The organism is Variimorphobacter sp. HTMS_6 (assembly GCF_059717775.1).
This window is the reverse complement of record NZ_AP046094.1, coordinates 4,098,229-4,114,506: the sequence shown is the minus strand read 5'-3', so window position 1 is coordinate 4,114,506 and position 16,278 is coordinate 4,098,229. Positions and strand designations below refer to the sequence as shown.

16 protein-coding genes are annotated in these 16,278 nt (G+C 37.5%); 1 reads left to right on the top strand and 15 read right to left on the bottom strand.

The features are described 5' to 3' along the window. Positions 1 to 62: 62 nt before the first annotated feature. The 5 genes from pulA to trxA all read right to left on the bottom strand — a co-directional run bounded on the left by pulA (position 63) and on the right by trxA (position 6,116). Positions 63 to 2,036, bottom strand: coding sequence for a type I pullulanase (gene pulA / locus AC6IWN_RS18565; protein WP_497989567.1), 1,974 nt, complete (start codon positions 2,034 to 2,036; stop codon positions 63 to 65). A 222-nt stretch (positions 2,037 to 2,258) separates the two neighbouring features. After that, positions 2,259 to 3,863 carry an MBL fold metallo-hydrolase RNA specificity domain-containing protein gene (locus AC6IWN_RS18560; RefSeq protein WP_497989566.1) on the bottom strand — a complete coding sequence of 535 codons (1,605 nt, stop codon included), beginning with the start codon at positions 3,861 to 3,863 and terminating at the stop codon, positions 2,259 to 2,261. Between the two features lie 161 nt (positions 3,864 to 4,024). Further along, entirely contained in the window at positions 4,025 to 4,705 is a 681-nt protein-coding gene (locus AC6IWN_RS18555) for a DNA alkylation repair protein (protein WP_497989564.1), read from the bottom strand. Between the two features lie 10 nt (positions 4,706 to 4,715). Further along, the gene (locus AC6IWN_RS18550; RefSeq protein ID WP_497989562.1) at positions 4,716 to 5,399 is read right to left on the bottom strand and encodes a Crp/Fnr family transcriptional regulator; all 684 of its coding nucleotides are present in this window, start codon (positions 5,397 to 5,399) and stop codon (positions 4,716 to 4,718) included. A 390-nt stretch (positions 5,400 to 5,789) separates the two neighbouring features. Then, a complete protein-coding gene (gene trxA / locus AC6IWN_RS18545) occupies positions 5,790 to 6,116 on the bottom strand; it encodes a thioredoxin (RefSeq protein ID WP_497989560.1) in 327 nt (108 codons plus the stop codon). A gap of 332 nt (positions 6,117 to 6,448) precedes the next feature. Here trxA and AC6IWN_RS18540 point away from each other — a divergent pair, with 332 nt between their 5' ends. After that, positions 6,449 to 7,462, top strand: coding sequence for a CPBP family intramembrane glutamic endopeptidase (locus AC6IWN_RS18540; RefSeq protein WP_497989558.1), 1,014 nt, complete (start codon positions 6,449 to 6,451; stop codon positions 7,460 to 7,462). 166 nt (positions 7,463 to 7,628) lie between these two features. Here AC6IWN_RS18540 and AC6IWN_RS18535 read toward each other — a convergent pair whose 3' ends face one another. From AC6IWN_RS18535 to AC6IWN_RS18490, 10 genes are all read right to left on the bottom strand, one after another. Beyond that, complete coding sequence (locus AC6IWN_RS18535) at positions 7,629 to 7,982, bottom strand: DUF2691 family protein (RefSeq protein WP_497989556.1); 354 nt, start codon at positions 7,980 to 7,982, stop codon at positions 7,629 to 7,631. Positions 7,983 to 8,105: 123 nt separating this feature from the next. Beyond that, positions 8,106 to 8,495: a hypothetical protein gene (locus AC6IWN_RS18530; protein ID WP_497989554.1), complete on the bottom strand. Its 390-nt coding sequence runs from the start codon at positions 8,493 to 8,495 to the stop codon at positions 8,106 to 8,108. A 103-nt stretch (positions 8,496 to 8,598) separates the two neighbouring features. Then, positions 8,599 to 9,060 (bottom strand): DUF2691 family protein, encoded by a 462-nt coding sequence (locus AC6IWN_RS18525; RefSeq protein ID WP_497989552.1) that lies wholly within the window; start codon positions 9,058 to 9,060, stop codon positions 8,599 to 8,601. A gap of 887 nt (positions 9,061 to 9,947) precedes the next feature. Further along, positions 9,948 to 10,895, bottom strand: coding sequence for an ABC transporter permease (locus AC6IWN_RS18520; protein WP_497989550.1), 948 nt, complete (start codon positions 10,893 to 10,895; stop codon positions 9,948 to 9,950). Further along, positions 10,889 to 11,989 carry an ABC transporter permease gene (locus AC6IWN_RS18515; RefSeq protein ID WP_497989548.1) on the bottom strand — a complete coding sequence of 367 codons (1,101 nt, stop codon included), beginning with the start codon at positions 11,987 to 11,989 and terminating at the stop codon, positions 10,889 to 10,891. The genes AC6IWN_RS18520 and AC6IWN_RS18515 overlap by 7 nt, the downstream gene beginning before the upstream one ends. Further along, the gene (locus AC6IWN_RS18510) at positions 11,986 to 13,509 is read right to left on the bottom strand and encodes an ABC transporter ATP-binding protein (RefSeq protein WP_497992224.1); all 1,524 of its coding nucleotides are present in this window, start codon (positions 13,507 to 13,509) and stop codon (positions 11,986 to 11,988) included. Before AC6IWN_RS18510 ends, AC6IWN_RS18515 begins: the two co-directional genes overlap by 4 nt. Positions 13,510 to 13,545: 36 nt before the next feature. Continuing rightward, a complete protein-coding gene (locus AC6IWN_RS18505) occupies positions 13,546 to 14,682 on the bottom strand; it encodes a BMP family ABC transporter substrate-binding protein (RefSeq protein WP_497989546.1) in 1,137 nt (378 codons plus the stop codon). An 89-nt stretch (positions 14,683 to 14,771) separates the two neighbouring features. After that, positions 14,772 to 15,347: a xanthine phosphoribosyltransferase gene (locus tag AC6IWN_RS18500; RefSeq protein WP_497989544.1), complete on the bottom strand. Its 576-nt coding sequence runs from the start codon at positions 15,345 to 15,347 to the stop codon at positions 14,772 to 14,774. 360 nt (positions 15,348 to 15,707) lie between these two features. After that, positions 15,708 to 15,941, bottom strand: coding sequence for an HPr family phosphocarrier protein (locus tag AC6IWN_RS18495; protein WP_497989542.1), 234 nt, complete (start codon positions 15,939 to 15,941; stop codon positions 15,708 to 15,710). A gap of 88 nt (positions 15,942 to 16,029) precedes the next feature. After that, positions 16,030 to 16,248, bottom strand: coding sequence for a hypothetical protein (locus tag AC6IWN_RS18490; RefSeq protein WP_497989540.1), 219 nt, complete (start codon positions 16,246 to 16,248; stop codon positions 16,030 to 16,032). Positions 16,249 to 16,278: the final 30 nt, after the last annotated feature.

The following is a 16,278-nucleotide window of genomic DNA, read 5'->3' as shown; positions in this document are numbered from 1 at the left end:
ATGTGGCTGGGGTACAATATAATCCTTTTTCGGAACAATAAGATATTGCACCCCAGTCACCTTTACCTCACTAAGACCGTCATGGAGATAGGCTCTACGACAACTTCCCCACCAAATACCTGCTCCAGTATTCGGGTACCAGCATTTTTCCCTTTGACATGAACTTCCCACTGACCTTCCGGAATCTGAATGGTCTTTGCGTCTCTGTTTGCATTATAGATTATACAGATTTCGTTGTCATCCGGATGTGTGAGTTGATAAGCTACAATATTAGGTTCCAGCCATTCGAAGAATCGAAGATATTGCTGTATCTCCTCAGTTTTCGTCATTCTTAATGAACTGTGTGCCTTACGAAAAGCGATTAGCCCTGTGTAATATTCCACGACCTCTTTATTCTGTGTCCTGTCATTCCACTTCAGACTGTTGATGGAATCTGGTGAAGAATAACTGTTCCCTTCAAATAATAATTTTTCAGCATTCAGCGGTTTGCTTCTTAAGAATTCCTCCCCTGCCTGAAAGAACGGTATTCCCTGACAGGTTAATATGATAGCCGCGGATAATAAATTCATTCTTACTAACTCTTCTCTGTTTAATGAAGGATCGGTAAGATTTATCTTATCCCATAACGTCAGATTGTCATGAGCCGAAGTATAATTAACGCACTGCGTAGGTTCTGCTGCCCAATAGGAGTTGGAATATAACACCCTCCAATAATCAATGGTATCATGTTGAGTGGCAGCTACAACACCGAACTTAATGGTGTTCTCCATGTCGGTTCTACAGCCAATGAAGCCTCTCTCCGTTCCGGCGAATACACTCCCCTTCACACCATCACGCAGATTATCATTAAACACACCAATTCCGTGATCCATATGCTTTATATTAATCTTTAATGCTCTCTCCCAGTCCGGCAGTGGGCTCAGTCCTCCCGTCCAACCTTCTCCGTATACAAGAATATCAGGATCAACCTCATTTAAAGCCCATCTAATTTCATTCATAGTTCTTATATCATGAATTCCCATCAAGTCGAATCGGAAACCATCTATATGGTATTCCTTTGCCCAGTATAATAAAGAGTCCACCATAAACTTTCGCATCATAACGTGTTCCGATGCAGTTTCACTGCCACAGCCTGACGCATTCGAAAAATACCCCTCCGACGTTAATCGATAATAGTACCCCGGAACAATTTTATTAAAACTCGAGTCCTTATTTTCCCAAGTATGATTATATACCACATCCATCACAACGCGTATTCCCTGTTGATGGAGCGACTGTACCATTTGCTTTAATTCACGCACTCTGACTTCTCCATGATATGGGTCAGTTGAATAGGAGCCCTCCGGAGCATTATAATTCTTCGGATCATACCCCCAATTATATTGAGATTCACTCATCCTGCTTTCATCCACGCTAGCATAATCAAATACCGGTAAGATATGAACATGCGTGATTCCTAGTTCCTTCAAATAATCCACTCCGGTTGTATCACCATACCCGTTCTTTGTTCCCCTCTCTGTAAATGCAAGATATTTCCCTTTATGCACCATACCAGAATTAATATCCGCAGAAAAATCCCTAACATGCAGTTCATAGATAACGGCATCTGTGTAGTTCAGTATGGGCAGATGATGCTCCTCTTCAAACCCTGGTGGATTTGTTGCTTTTAAATCAATGACCATCCCGCGTAACCCATTGACACCGACCGCTTTCGCATAGGGATCAACTGCCTCATTATTCTCACCATCCACTGTTACGGAATAGGTATAATATATAAGATTTAGATTTCCCTCTACAATAACACTCCAGGTGCCTGCAACATCCTTATTCATAGAGATTGTTTGAAATTTATCATCTTCATAACCACTTCGGTATAAGTTTAAGACCACCAGCTCGGCCGTGGGCGCCCATACTTTAAAATGTGTCATTTCCTTTGTCCACTGCGCCCCCAAATCATTCCCTGAATAATAGTTTGCTTCTTCAAATTCTTTTGTTGAAAACATACGATAATATTCTAATAATTTATAATTTTCCAAGTTGACCTCCAACGGATACCGATAATTTAATAGTTGTCATATTATAAAGGAATTGGTTGACCTTCTAATGCGTAATTATCTTCACAGATTACATTACTTTCGGAAAGGAAAAAGGTATCTCTCAGCTTTCCTCGAATGGTTTGCTTTTGAAATACCTTTTACTATTATAACGAGTAATTCCTTACTCATTCATCTATTCTATTATATTATATTATATGAGAATTATCTGTCCCATTTGTCACAAAGTGAATTAATCTGCCCCAAGAATTTTGCCAGATCCTTATTGGCTCCTCCTTTATTATGCGTAATCACTGCTGCCAATCGTTTCCCCGCAATAACAAGTCGGTCATATACAGTATCCGGTACCGCTTTGTTTTCCTCCGTCTTCGTATCAGCAGTAATCGGTTTCCCTTCCTTCACTAATACATTTCCAGCTAAATCATAGGTCGTTCCGCTAAACGGAGCGTATGCAGTATATCCCAAATCTTTGGAGATGTATTCGGTAAAGAATTCGCAAATCTGCGTATCACCGTGAACAACAAACACCTTATCCGGTTTCTTCTTAAAGCTACCCAACCATTTAACAAGACCTTCTCTGTCAGCATGACCGCTTACACCGGCTAATTTGCAGATCTCAGCAGCAACCTGAATCGGTTCACCAAACAGTTTTACTTCGGTTGCGCCTTCCAAAAGCATACGTCCCAGTGTTCCTACTGCCTGATATCCGACGAATACAATCGTACTGTCCTTTCTCCACAAGTTATGCTTTAGGTGATGGCGAATTCGTCCCGCCTCACACATACCGGATGCGGAGATGATTACCTTCGGTGCATCATCAAAATTTATCGCCTTGGACTCGTCAGAGGTAATGGAGGTGCATAATCCCGGGAAGGAGAGGGGGTTAATTCCCTTATTTACTAGATTCATCGCATCCTGATCAAAGTATCCAATCATATGCTCATGAAAAATCTGTGTTGCTTCTATCGCTAACGGGCTATCCACATATACCTTAAAATCACCGTGGCCAGTTACGAGTTTCTCATCCTTAATCTTGCGTAAATAATATAATAAAACCTGTGTTCTACCCACTGCAAAAGAAGGAATTACAACATTTCCTCCTCGATCGAAGGTTTTCTGTATAATTGAGGTTAAATCCCCGATATAATCCGGCAGCTCACCATGACTGCGATCGCCGTAAGTAGATTCCATAACAACATAATCTGCTTCTTCTATATATTCAGGGTCATTAATTAATGGTTGATTCAGATTACCGATATCTCCGGAGAATACAATCTTCTTTGTCACACCCTCCTCTGTAATCCAAACCTCAATACTGGCGGAACCAAGCAAATGTCCTACATCGATAAAGCGTATCTCAATTCCGTTAAATATCGAAGATTTTTCTTTATATTCATGAGATACAAACAATCTGGTTGTAGCCATGGCCGCTTCCATATCATAGAGCGGAAGTGCCTGATGCTCACCGGCACGTCTGCTTTTTCGATTCTTCCACTCCGCTTCGGCCATCTGAATATGTGCGCTGTCACGAAGCATAATATCACATAGTGCACTCGTGGCACTAGTGGTATGTATCGCTCCTCGAAATCCCTGTGTATATATTAATGGTAATTTACCCGAATGATCCATATGAGCATGCGTCAATAGCACTGCGTCGATATCCGCGGATGCCACAGGAATCTCCACATTGACATAGGTATCTTTTCCCTGCTCCATACCACAATCAATCAGTATGTTTTTGCCGCAAGCCTCTAGAAGATAACAGCTTCCTGTAACTTCATGTGCCGCACCTAAAAATGTTAATCTCATGGTAGTTCCCCCTTATTCTTTCAATGTATTAATCATACTATCATTTTGTCATAATTTAGTGAAAATTGCAACATATCTTCTACATCCATGATAAGCAAATAATGAGAATATCGCATAAACTTTACATCTATGAAAGATCGTATGCAACATTCTCATTATAATTATTTTCTCTTCATGCTACGGATGAAAGCCTTCGTATTCGCATCCACCTTTAATGACTCTGTAATTTTTTGCAGTGCTTTGTTATACGTAAAATCATCCAGTTGATTCTTCTTCAAATATTGCACGGTAAGCTCCGGAAGATGAATGTAATAGATCGATATAACCCATGCCACTGCCATTTTTACATAGTACCCCTCATGCTTGATGCGGTCAAAATGTTCAAAAGCAGTAGGCGCATGCTCCGGTGTTAGATAATTTAAAAGCATTACCACCCCAAATCGAATCTCATACTCCCGTTCTGAATGAAAATATTTCTGAATAAAGTCCCACATCTGCTCCGGATGCTTCTTTGTTATCTTCAAGCTGGTACAAAAGCTGTCACATACCGACCAGCAATCCAACTTAGGGATATAATCCGCAGCAAGTGTAAGCACCTCATCAATATCTGCTTTACAAGCACCAATCACCATGCCTTGGAGCATAAGCTCCTCCATCGAATCCTCGGATGCCTCCTTCAGGTACGCTCTCCAATCTTCCTTCACGATCTTGGATGCCAGCTTTCTTAAAGCAGGTAATCTAACCCCCAGTATATTCTCTCTTCCGGGCGTTAGGGATGCGGTAAATACACGGTATTTTTCCTCCGACAGCTCTTCGAGCTGTTCACGTATTGTTTTTTCCATTCTTCTACCTTCATCTTTCCGATAAATCTTCAAGACCATCCCGGTCAATAATCTGTATTGTACCTCGGCTTAGTCGTACCATACCTTCATTCTGAAAATACTTTAACATTCTGGTTACTACTTCTCTCGCCGTGCCCAGATGATTTGCAATCTTCTCATGCGTAATCCCCAGAAGATCCGCTTCCTCTATATTAGACTGCTCAATCAAAAATGTGGCGAGACGTTTATCAAAGCTCATAAACAATGCCTGTTCCATAATCCACATCACATCCGTAAAACGTGAAGCCATTAGGTTATTCGTAAAGGTCTGAATAGGTATGGACTCCGTAGATAATTTATTAAAAGTTGAGGTAGGAATCAAGTATGCCTGTGTCTCCTTCTCAACCTCAATATAGATATCAAAGGATATGTTTTTCATCATACAGGAGGCTGAAAAGATACACACATCACGGTCAAACAAACGATAAAGTGTAATCTCTTTCCCACTTTCGGAGACGATATATGCTCGTACCTGCCCACTTTTGATTAAAAATAAACCGGAGCAATTCTCAGAATTACTATGCATAAACTCGCCAACATTAAAATGCTTCTTGCTTATCACTTGTCTCAATGAATTCTTCTGTATATCTGTGATATCCTTCCAAAAGCTTAACGTATCCTGTAAGAAAACCAGATCCTCCTTCTTATCTATCATTCTATTACCTCCATACTATCTCTTACCAATAGCATAGCGGATTTTCACTAAATTATCAAGAGTTAACAAAGGGACGGATAAGGGCACTTTTTGACTAATTCCGAACGGATAAGGGCACATGACGACACCAAACAAGGAAAGAGAGATATACTTTCACATGCAACACGCTCTCGCTTGGATGAAGTACGTAGTGGTGCATAAGGTCATAAAACACATGACCTAAGCACCAACGACTTCATACAGTTGCATTTGATAGTATATCTCTCTTTCCTTTATCAACATCTCGAACTATTCCATGTGCCCTTATCCTGTCTTTGGATTATATTTGATAAGCATAAATCTCTCAATTTAGTTTTTTTCGTGGTGTAGTGTGCTAATGTTCTATTATAATCACGCCCCTAACATCTTAAGGATATCTCTTTTGGGTTTTGCACCGACTGCAGTTGAAGATATCTTTCCATCCTTTACAACCATCAGGGTCGGGATACTCATAACTCGAAACTTTGAAGCCAATTCACTCTCTTCATCAACATTTATCTTTCCTACTTTGGCAAAGCCCTTTACCTCATCTGAAATCTCATCCAATGCAGGAGCTACCATACGACATGGTCCACACCATGATGCCCAGAAATCCAGCAAAATTGGTTCCTTCGATTTTAAAACCTCTTCTTCAAAATTATTCTTTGTGATTTTAATCGTAGCCATAATATCCTCCATTCTATCGCCCAAGGCGATGCTTCAACATACAATGATTATCCAAGCAACCAACACTTCTTCGCGTCTTTATCTAGGCTTACTATAACACTCTTGGGAGGATATATCTGTGATATTATCACAATAAAATACACTAAAATAATTACAGAAATAGTAATATCATTTTGAAAGCATTTGCAGTTTATGTGCAATTGTTAGATCTCTGTAGTATGACAACCAACCGTTTCTGTTACCACAAATACAATGAAGGGGATTATTCAAACTAGGCATAGACTTTTCACCTAAATATTATTATAATGGAAATTACTTGAAATATATGAAAGGAGCCGATTCTTATGAATGAAGCGCCCATACAGCCCACTCTTAATCCAATTGTAGCAAAGCCTCCTGTTCCAATCAAAAAACAAGTCAAGAACTCGGTTAATTATGTTATTGGTGGTCTTCTAATCTATGAAATGATTATGATCTTTTTTACTTTCGTATCCTCAATTGTGTTAGTGGTATACCTAATGATTAAAGATTATAAATATTATAGTACTCCAGAACATATGAAGGAATTAACGAATGTCCTAACCAGTAGTGGTGCAGGTTATATGTTAGCGATATTATTCGGTATACCATTAATTCTACTATATTATCGTTGTATTCATCCAAAGAAAGTAAAAAGATTGTTTATTGCTAAAGCTAAGATGACACCAAAAAAATTCGCCCTAATCTTTATCATATTCATGTCTGTGCAGGGATTTATCATTCCGATCAGTAGCGGACTCGAGTTTCTATTTAATCAATTTCACTTAAGTGTAGAAAAAATACTAGAGGAGTTTGGACAATCAAATACAATATCGATGTTCCTCTATGTCTCCTTCCTTGGTCCCATTACCGAAGAATTAATCTTTCGAGGTGTTGTTCTTCGTCGTCTTCAAAAGTATGGGGATCGCTTTGCAATCGTTTTATCTGCGATATTGTTCGGAGCATTCCATGGAAATCTGGCTCAAGGAATCTTTGCAGCATTTATTGGATTAGTATTAGGCTACGTAGCTATTGAGTACTCCATCAAATGGTCTATCCTGCTACATATCATTAATAATTTCATATTCTGCGAAGTATACCTATTTATCACACAAAGGTTCAGTCAACCCATACAGGGTGGCATCTCTCTTGTTATGAACCTTGCATTTGCAATTGCAGCGATTGTGATACTGATAATATATCGAAAACAGGTACGCTGGTACATAAAAAAAGAAAAAACTCCAAAGGGTTTTTACCGTTATGCCTTTACTTGCTGCTTAATGATTATCTTCATTCTTGTACAAATTGGCTCCAGCATACTTTCGATACAAAAAATTTAGCAGTTGGAATTGCTTTGATTTTTCACAGCAATTTTGCACTGATTTAGTTAAAAATAGAGGATATTAGATGTTGTAAACGCTCTAATATCCTCTATTTCTATCTATAGAAGGTTGAACCCAATTTTGTTTTTATTATTTAGTAAAGTGACGTAAAGATTCCACCAGTTTACCATGCAACTAAATTCCTGCCAGGTATGTCTTCATATATGTATTCGACTTTTTCAAAACCATCTCCTGCACAATTATTATAAACCAAATCTAAGATGTCTCGATCTTTACAATAAAATTCAATATAACACGAATCAGTACAAAGAATAACCATCTCGCAGGAACTATCTATAAAATCCTCAAAAGTTTTTATTTCGGTTATTTCTTTGCCGACGGGATATCCTTTTATATCACAAAATATCATATAGTAACTGCTTCTAGATATACATTTTAAAAATTCATCACCATTCATTACATCATTACTAAAAATGCCGGTTTTCTTCTCCATTTTCGAAATATATAAAATCCTCATATATAGTTTTCCATGAATAGCTTGGCATTTCTATTAAATATTTTAAATAAATAATTATTGTATAGATTTTTGACTTCTATATCTAATACGTACATTCTTCTCCTTTCAAAATATTTGGCTGTCTCAAACTATTCCAACTAAATCTAAAATCAACATAATCGTTACGGGTATCATGCCAATTATTATTACTAAAAATCCAGCCCTTATTAGTTTTTTTGAATGTTCATCACCTTTATGAGTCAAAGCCATATATATTATAGTTATAAATATCACTATAAGTAATCCCATTAATATACAAAAGATATTTTTTGTATATTTTTGATACTGGACAAGCACTTCATCAAAAACCCTAGATAAAATAGCAAGAAAACCAATCAATGCAGAAGAGTAATATATAATTAATAATCCTAATCTATCTATTCTACGTCTAACCAAAGCAATATATATTAACGATATACTACAAAAACTACACATAATAATAAATAACGGTAGATTCAAAAATCGAAAACTCATATTTTATATCTCCATTCTTATTGACCAATTTACTTACCAAAATATATAATTACAGCTACCAGATGCCTTTAACAATGCATACAGTTCTTTAGTTTCCTTGAAGTCATAAACTCAATCTTATTCTTTCATCATTTTCATCTGTTATATATTCAACCTTCTCAAAGCTATTCTGTATACACATTTCAAAGACCTTACATGTAAATTCATTGTTTTTACTATATAAATCCACATATTTTGAATCAACACATAATAAAACTATCTCACAGTTGCTTCTTATAAAATCATCATAAGTTAAGATGTTATCTTTTAATGCACCTACAGGATATGCTTGAATATTAACTAAATATATCAAACAATTACATTCAGCTATCTTTTTTATAAAATTTTCACCCTGTAAACACCTAGTTTTAAAAAAATCATTACTAACTTGACATTCTATCTCGTCAAAGAATAACACTTCATCTTGAGATATATACCAAGTATATTCCACACAATTTATTAGCTCAAAAATTTTCAATAAGTATTTATCATATTTATTAGGAATAAAAAATCTTATACCTCTCATAATAATCTCTTTTCTACCGTTACTCGCTAGCAATATCATGTATGAATGTGCTACGTGTGCTGTTTTTCAAATAGTATCACCCTTCGATTCTTAACATGAGTCACTGATGCGATTTATGATTATATTTACATAGATTTTATAGATTATCATTTATTTTTATAATTACCTTAAGCATAAGAAGCCAACACATTAAAAAGAATAAAGATCCAGCAGTACCTATAATTAAAAAAATAACATCATGTGTTATTAAAAATACATATAGTACAAGAATTAATGCTGCAATAGAAAAAGTTATCCCAAACAATTTTAGAAATTTTCTAAAATACTTTTTGTACTTATTCATTTCAAATCCTCCGTTTTGAAAAAATAATACAGTAATATAGTTCCTCTGTTTGTGTATAATAAAACCCGTACCTATTACCTCTACCATTAAACCGTAAACCGGTAAACCACTTTTATCAGAATCAAATATTCTATCTTTATGTTAAACTTCCTACACCACTATTTTTTGTAATCATACCAATATTGATATATAGTACCTTTTCTAATTATATTACCCTGCATTTAGTAATACAAGTAAAATCAATGTTAATATTTGTATATATAGTACGTATCTTGTTTATTATTGAAGTTCTATTACACATTGATATAAGAAAATGATATCAACAACAAAGTTAACACAAAAAATCCTTAAGAATTCCGCTCATTCCCCTCTGTAATATTTGAATTGCTTTCGCCTTCTCAAACATTACAGCATGGTATATCACGGTATTTCTTAAGGATTTTTTTTAAACACTATTATTTTATTATATCTATACTACTTACCAACTACATTCCGATGAAACACATCGATATACTAACCCTATAACACACTCAGCCAATCGAATTTATCTTTCCTCTCGGAAGTAGTTAATACCACAGCTAGCCGGTTGTGCTCCTTCCTTACTCTTACGCATGGAAGTGATAATCAGAACGATCGTTGTGATTAGGAACGGAAGCATTACATAGAATGCATTCGGAATTGCGATTACATTCTTCGGAACATAGAACTGTAGTACGCTGAAGGCACCGAAGATCAAGGATCCAAGGATTGCTTTCGCCGGATTCCAGCTGGCGAAGATAACGAGTGCTACAGAGATCCAACCCTGTCCGCTTACTACACCTTCGTTATTCCATACACCACCACCATTTACTAATGCGAGGTATGCACCACCAAGGGCACAGATACCACCACCGATCATGATGTGTACATATTTTACGAAGGTTACGTTGATACCGCCGGCATCTGCAGCTGCGGGATTTTCACCAACCGCTCTCATATTCAGACCGGCTCTGGTTCGGAACATGTATATTGTGCATAGGATTGCAACTGCTATAGCAAAATACACTAATATATTATGGGAGAATAACAGCTTGCCGACTACCGGAATATCACCTAGAAGCGGAAGCTTCTTCTCACTGATAACGGACATGAACTGTTTGGAAAGCTTCGGTGCATTACCGCCTTCTACCATGCCTGCTCCGAAGAATCTTGCAAAGCCAATACCAAAGATGGTTAAGGTCAAGCCACATACATTCTGATTTGCCATCATGGTTACGGTCAGAAAAGCATAAATCAATGATGCAAATACACCGATTGCAAATGCAGCCAGAAGGGACAATATTAGGTTATCGGTATGAAATGCGGTATAGAAGCTTAAGAATGCTCCCATATACATCATACCTTCTACACCAAGGTTTAGACTTCCTGATTTCTCAGTTACGATTTCACCGGTTGTACCGAATAGAAGAGGAGTACCGGCTTTAATTGAGGCAAATAAAAAATTTATTAACATTCTGCTTGTCTCCCCTTTCTTAATGCAAAGCGATATCTGGTGAAGAAGTCAAAGCCAAGGATGGAGAAGAGGATAATTCCCTGCAATATTCCGGATGCAAATGCAGAGATTTGGAAGGTACTCTCCATTACGCTACAGCCCTTCTCAAGCATACTGAATAGAACTGTGACAACCAGTATAATACCGGGGTTTAATTTAGCCAACCAAGCAACGGTAATTGCAGTGAAGCCTACACCACCAGCAACGCCTGCGCCCAGGGTATATGCTGCACCGCTGACCTGAGTCATGCCAGCGATACCGCAAATAGCACCACTAAGAAACATTGTTCGAATAATGATCTTCTTAACATTCATACCGGCATAGCGAGCGGTATTGATGCTCTCACCAACTACACTGATTTCATATCCGTGCTTTGAATATTTTAAGTAAATAAACATAAATACCACAAGAATTAATGCAATCACCCATCCGGCATGTACGCCAAAGATGAGATCTAATCTGGCGTTATCTGCAAAGGATGCGATTTTTGGAAAGCCGGAGGATGCCGGATCTCTCCACGGTCCTTCTGTTAAAAACTTAATCAGATATAATGCGATATAATTTAACATTAATGTGAATAATGTCTCATTTGTACCGAATTTGGTTTTAAAATATGCTGGAATCAATCCCCATATTCCGCCTCCGACCATACCTGCCACAAACATCAGAAGAATTAATAAACCATGTGGAAGGTTATCAAAGAATAATGCAAAGTAGGTCGCAAAGATACCACCCATGATAATCTGTCCTTCTGCTCCGATATTCCAGAACTTCATCTGGAAGGCAGGAGTGATACCGATGGATGCAATCAAGAGAGGAATTGCTATTTTAATGGTTGCTCTTGTTGATATCTCGCTTCTCCAGGCTCCCTTTACAATCGTTGCATATACGGAGAACGGATTTTTACCGATTGCGAAAATAAAGATTCCGCCGGCTATAATTGCCACAACTAATGCTAATAGATATAAGGCTAAGGTTTTTCCAAATGAAATTTCTGCTTTTTTTACAACACGAATCAGCGGTTCCTGCTTCGTTTTACTGTTCCCGTTTGTCATTTGGATTCTCCTTTCTTGATGGAAGATCCGGTCATCAGTAAGCCAAGCTCTTCCTTCGTTGTATCCTTTGTATTCACTACACCGGTTATTTCTCCATGACATAATACCATAATACGGTCGCAAAGCTCCAGCATAACATCAAGATCTTCACCGATAAACAGTATTCCGACACCCTTTTTCTTCTGCTCATTTAATAAATCATAGATGGTATAAGAGGAATTGATATCAAGTCCACGTACCGCATAAGCGGTAATCAATACATTCGGTTCGGATTCAATCTCTCTGCCAAGAAGTACTTTTTGTACATTACCACCGGATAATCTTCTTACCGGGGTATCTACACCGGGGGTCACGATATCAAGCTGCTTCACCAGACGTTTTGACAACTCTCTGGCTTCCTTCTTGCTAACAAAAGGACTATTTCCTTCGTTATACGTCTTGAGGAGCATATTATCCACCATACCCATTGACGCCGCAAGACCCATTCCGAGACGATCTTCAGGAATAAAGCTCATACTAATACCCATTTTTATAATTTCATTTGGACTCTTACCAACCAAGTTTTCATTATGATACAGGATGGCACCCTTCTTAACAGGAAGAAGGCCTGCTATCGCCTCACATAATTCCTTCTGACCGCTGCCAGCAACACCGGCTACACCAAGAATTTCTCCACGGTTTAGCTCGAAAGTAATATCTTTGATCATCTCAAAATTTTCTTCATCACTTACGGTTAGGTGATGCACCTCTAATAAATTTTCATCAAATGTGGTTGTTGGGTGATTAATCGATAATTCAACCGGTCTTCCCACCATTAATTCTGTCAGTTCCTGCGCGCTGGTCTCAGAAGTATTTACCGAGGCAACGCTTTCACCCTTTCGAAGGATGGTGACACGATCGCTGATTTCCATAACCTCGTTCAACTTATGGGTGATGATAATAACGGCACACCCTTCCTTTTTCATCAAACGTAAGATTTCAAACAAACGCTTTGTTTCCTGAGGAGTAAGAACCGCAGTCGGTTCATCTAAAATCAAAATATCCGCCTTACGATAAAGCACTTTCAATATTTCAACTGTTTGCTTTTCGCTTACGGACATCTGGTACACTTTTTTGTCGGGGTCAATGCTAAGTCCAAAATGCTGACTGATTTCCCTGATTTTATCTGCTCGTTTTTTATTAAGGAAGATTCCCTTTTCTTTTGATCCTAATATAATATTATCTGTTGCGGACAATGCCTCTACCAGCTTAAAATGCTGATGAATCATACCAACTCCAAGATTGATGGAATCTTCCGGAGAATTGATTGTGGCATGTTGCCCATTAATTAAAATAGAACCGCTATCTGGTTTATAAATACCTGACAACATGTTCATCAAAGTTGTTTTACCTGATCCGTTTTCGCCAAGCAGGGCGAGTATTTCGCCCTGCTTAACGGATAGGTCTATTTTGTTGTTCGCCACAACCGACCCAAATGTTTTTGTTATTTGTTTAAGTTCGATTGCCATTGTTTCTTTCATCTTATTTTCCACAATGCCACCAGCCTAATTTTATAATTATTCAACAACTACGTTTTTGTAGTACCAGTTCATCTTGCCTGTGATATCTTGATCAGATAAGGATTCACCCTTCTTGCAAACCTGGTTACCCTTATTATCAAAGAGGTCACCTTCGAATACCTTAAAGCCATCTAACATTTTCTTCTTAGCATCATCGATTGCTGCCTGAGTTCCTTCCGCACAGTTCTTAGAAAGAGGAGATACATCAACTAATCCTTCTTTTAAACCACCGTAGTAGTTCTGTCCAGACCATTTTCCATCAATAACAGATTGAACTGCTGCTGTATAGTATGCACCCCAGTTCCAGATTGGAGCGGTTAAGTGAGCTTCAGGAGCATCTTTGGTCATATCAGAATTGTAACCACAACCCCATACACCCTTAGCCTGAGCTGCTAACTGAGGAGCTGTTGTATCAGCATGCTGACCGATAACATCACAACCTGCATCAAGTAAAGCTTCTGCTGCTTGCTGCTCTAATGTAGGATCATACCATGTATTTGTAACTTTTACATATACCTTAGCGTTAGGATTAACGGATTCAACACCCATTGCAAATGCGTTGATACCACCGGTAACCTCTGAGTTCTTAACATCCATAGCTGCTACGAAACCGATTTTGTTAGACTTTGTTTTCTTACCTGCTGCGATACCTGCAAGGTAACGTGCCTGGTAGATACGTCCGAAGTAGTTAACGAAGTTCTTACCGTTGCTCTTATAACCGGAGCAGTGTGCAAATAATACCTTAGGATTTTCTTTTGCAAGCTCTTCCATGGTATCCATATAACCCCAGCTTGTACCAAAGATAATATTAGCGCCATCTTCGATACATTCTTCCATTGCATTTTTGATAGCAACAGCATCCGTATCATTTACATTGTTCTTGCGGATAATCTGATCATCCTTCAGTCCAAGTTCTTTCTGCATAGCTACGATTCCCTGATCGTGTGCAAAGGTATAACCAGCACCGGAAGCAGGATCACCAATATGGATTACTGCTACTTTGATTTTGTCTTTTGCAACAGCCTTAAATTCGGTAGCACTGTTAGTGTCTTTTTTGTCGTCCTTAGCGCCACATGCTGCTAATGATAATGCCAAAACAGCTACTAAGATAATTGATACAAATTTCTTAAACATTCTTTCTCCTCCTTAAATGTACCGAGATTGCAGTCTCGTTGTCTTTCCCTAAGTTCTCTATTTACAAGGCTCGCCGCCCAGTGTAAATCTTAATCACGAAACCTTATTCCATCTTCTTCACTCATTGCTTCAACGATTGCCAGAGATTCTACACGGATACCACTTTCTCTAATTACCGAACCGCCCTCTTGAAATCCCTTTTCTATTACTATACCTGCACCTACCAGAGTTGCGCCGGCATCCTTAACCAGCTTCGAAAGTCCGATCAAGGCCTTTCCATTTGCAAGAAAATCATCAATAATTAATATCTTGTCCTCCTCATTGATGAACTGTTTGGACACGATGATGTCATATACACGTCCATGCGTAAAGGATTCCACCTGGCTGGTATATACTTCACCGGCGATATTCTTTGTCTGATTTTTCTTAGCGAATACAACAGGAACATGAAAATATTGAGCTGCGATACATGCAATTCCAATTCCTGATGCCTCAATCGTGAGAATTTTTGTTACTTCACTATCCTGAAATCTTTTTTTGAACTCTTTCCCAATTTCACCAAATAATTCGATGTCCATTTGATGATTTAAAAAACTATCAACCTTTAATACATTTCCTGATCGAATCTTTCCATCTTTACGAATTCTGTCTTTTAATAATTGCATATGATACCCACTTTTTGTAAGGTTTTAATTGTTACTAATTCCAACACTCCTATATATTATCTTGTCTTTTATGTTTTTACAAATTAGTGAAATTAATCCCATTCATTAATTAAACTTATAAATAATTAATATTATCTAATAAATAGAAGAAACCTATAGATAATGATAAGTATAGTAAAAATCCGGCTATTTCTATTGTAAAATTTAATCATGACTTCCAGAAATTCACCTCCCAATATTTATTGATCGATCCCAAAATTGTGTGCTGTTATAAATTGAAGTCATAAATAATCAAAAAAAAATGATACAATCAACTTGTATCATACAGAGAGTATTTTTTATTAGTATTTTAATATTATCTTATACGTAACAATCTACTATAAATTCTTCTAGCTCTTTCGGTGTACCATCCGATTCCTGTAACACATTAACCAGAATTGGTCTTGATAAATCCAGGCTGAATATTCCCATAATAGACTTTCCATCTACAACGTATCTACCTGAAATCAAATCCAATTCATAATCCACATGGCTAGTTATATTTACAAACTTTTTAATCTTCTCAAAGCTATCTAACTTGATCCAAAATTTCATTTAACTTCCTCCTTTCTTTTCCTTTAGTAAAACAAATCTTTATATGATTGAACTACTGTGTAATAAATAATTTGCCCTAAGCTGATGCCTAAAGGTAATCCATCTCCCCCATATAAATAAAACAGTCGACCATTTCCTCATCATATGTTTCTTCGTCTTCTAGTTCATTAAATTCATCATCGCATTCACGTTCTTCAGAATCATATAAATCATTAAACTCAGCTAAGAAATCCGAATATTCCTTCATACCCTGATAAGACTCAATAATGGTTCCTGCTTGGTAAGCTTCATGGAAAAACCTTCGCATAATAATGGTCACACCTTTCAACAAATCTAC

Bases quoted from the DNA above. Each gene is read 5' to 3' on its own strand.
- AC6IWN_RS18560 (WP_497989566.1), bottom strand. From the start codon at position 3,863: ATGAGATTAACATTTTTAGGTGCGGCACATGAAGTTACAGGAAGCTGT.
- AC6IWN_RS18520 (WP_497989550.1), bottom strand. From the start codon at position 10,895: ATGTTAATAAATTTTTTATTTGCCTCAATTAAAGCCGGTACTCCTCTT.
- AC6IWN_RS18530 (WP_497989554.1), bottom strand. From the start codon at position 8,495: ATGAGTTTTCGATTTTTGAATCTACCGTTATTTATTATTATGTGTAGT.
- AC6IWN_RS18495 (WP_497989542.1), bottom strand. From the start codon at position 15,941: ATGAAATTTTGGATCAAGTTAGATAGCTTTGAGAAGATTAAAAAGTTT.
- AC6IWN_RS18490 (WP_497989540.1), bottom strand. From the start codon at position 16,248: ATGCGAAGGTTTTTCCATGAAGCTTACCAAGCAGGAACCATTATTGAG.
- AC6IWN_RS18540 (WP_497989558.1), top strand. From the start codon at position 6,449: ATGAATGAAGCGCCCATACAGCCCACTCTTAATCCAATTGTAGCAAAG.
- AC6IWN_RS18525 (WP_497989552.1), bottom strand. From the start codon at position 9,060: ATGAGAGGTATAAGATTTTTTATTCCTAATAAATATGATAAATACTTA.
- AC6IWN_RS18535 (WP_497989556.1), bottom strand. From the start codon at position 7,982: ATGAGGATTTTATATATTTCGAAAATGGAGAAGAAAACCGGCATTTTT.
- AC6IWN_RS18515 (WP_497989548.1), bottom strand. From the start codon at position 11,989: ATGACAAACGGGAACAGTAAAACGAAGCAGGAACCGCTGATTCGTGTT.
- AC6IWN_RS18505 (WP_497989546.1), bottom strand. From the start codon at position 14,682: ATGTTTAAGAAATTTGTATCAATTATCTTAGTAGCTGTTTTGGCATTA.
- AC6IWN_RS18500 (WP_497989544.1), bottom strand. From the start codon at position 15,347: ATGCAATTATTAAAAGACAGAATTCGTAAAGATGGAAAGATTCGATCA.
- AC6IWN_RS18510 (WP_497992224.1), bottom strand. From the start codon at position 13,509: ATGAAAGAAACAATGGCAATCGAACTTAAACAAATAACAAAAACATTT.
- trxA (WP_497989560.1), bottom strand. From the start codon at position 6,116: ATGGAGGATATTATGGCTACGATTAAAATCACAAAGAATAATTTTGAA.
- AC6IWN_RS18550 (WP_497989562.1), bottom strand. From the start codon at position 5,399: ATGATAGATAAGAAGGAGGATCTGGTTTTCTTACAGGATACGTTAAGC.
- AC6IWN_RS18555 (WP_497989564.1), bottom strand. From the start codon at position 4,705: ATGGAAAAAACAATACGTGAACAGCTCGAAGAGCTGTCGGAGGAAAAA.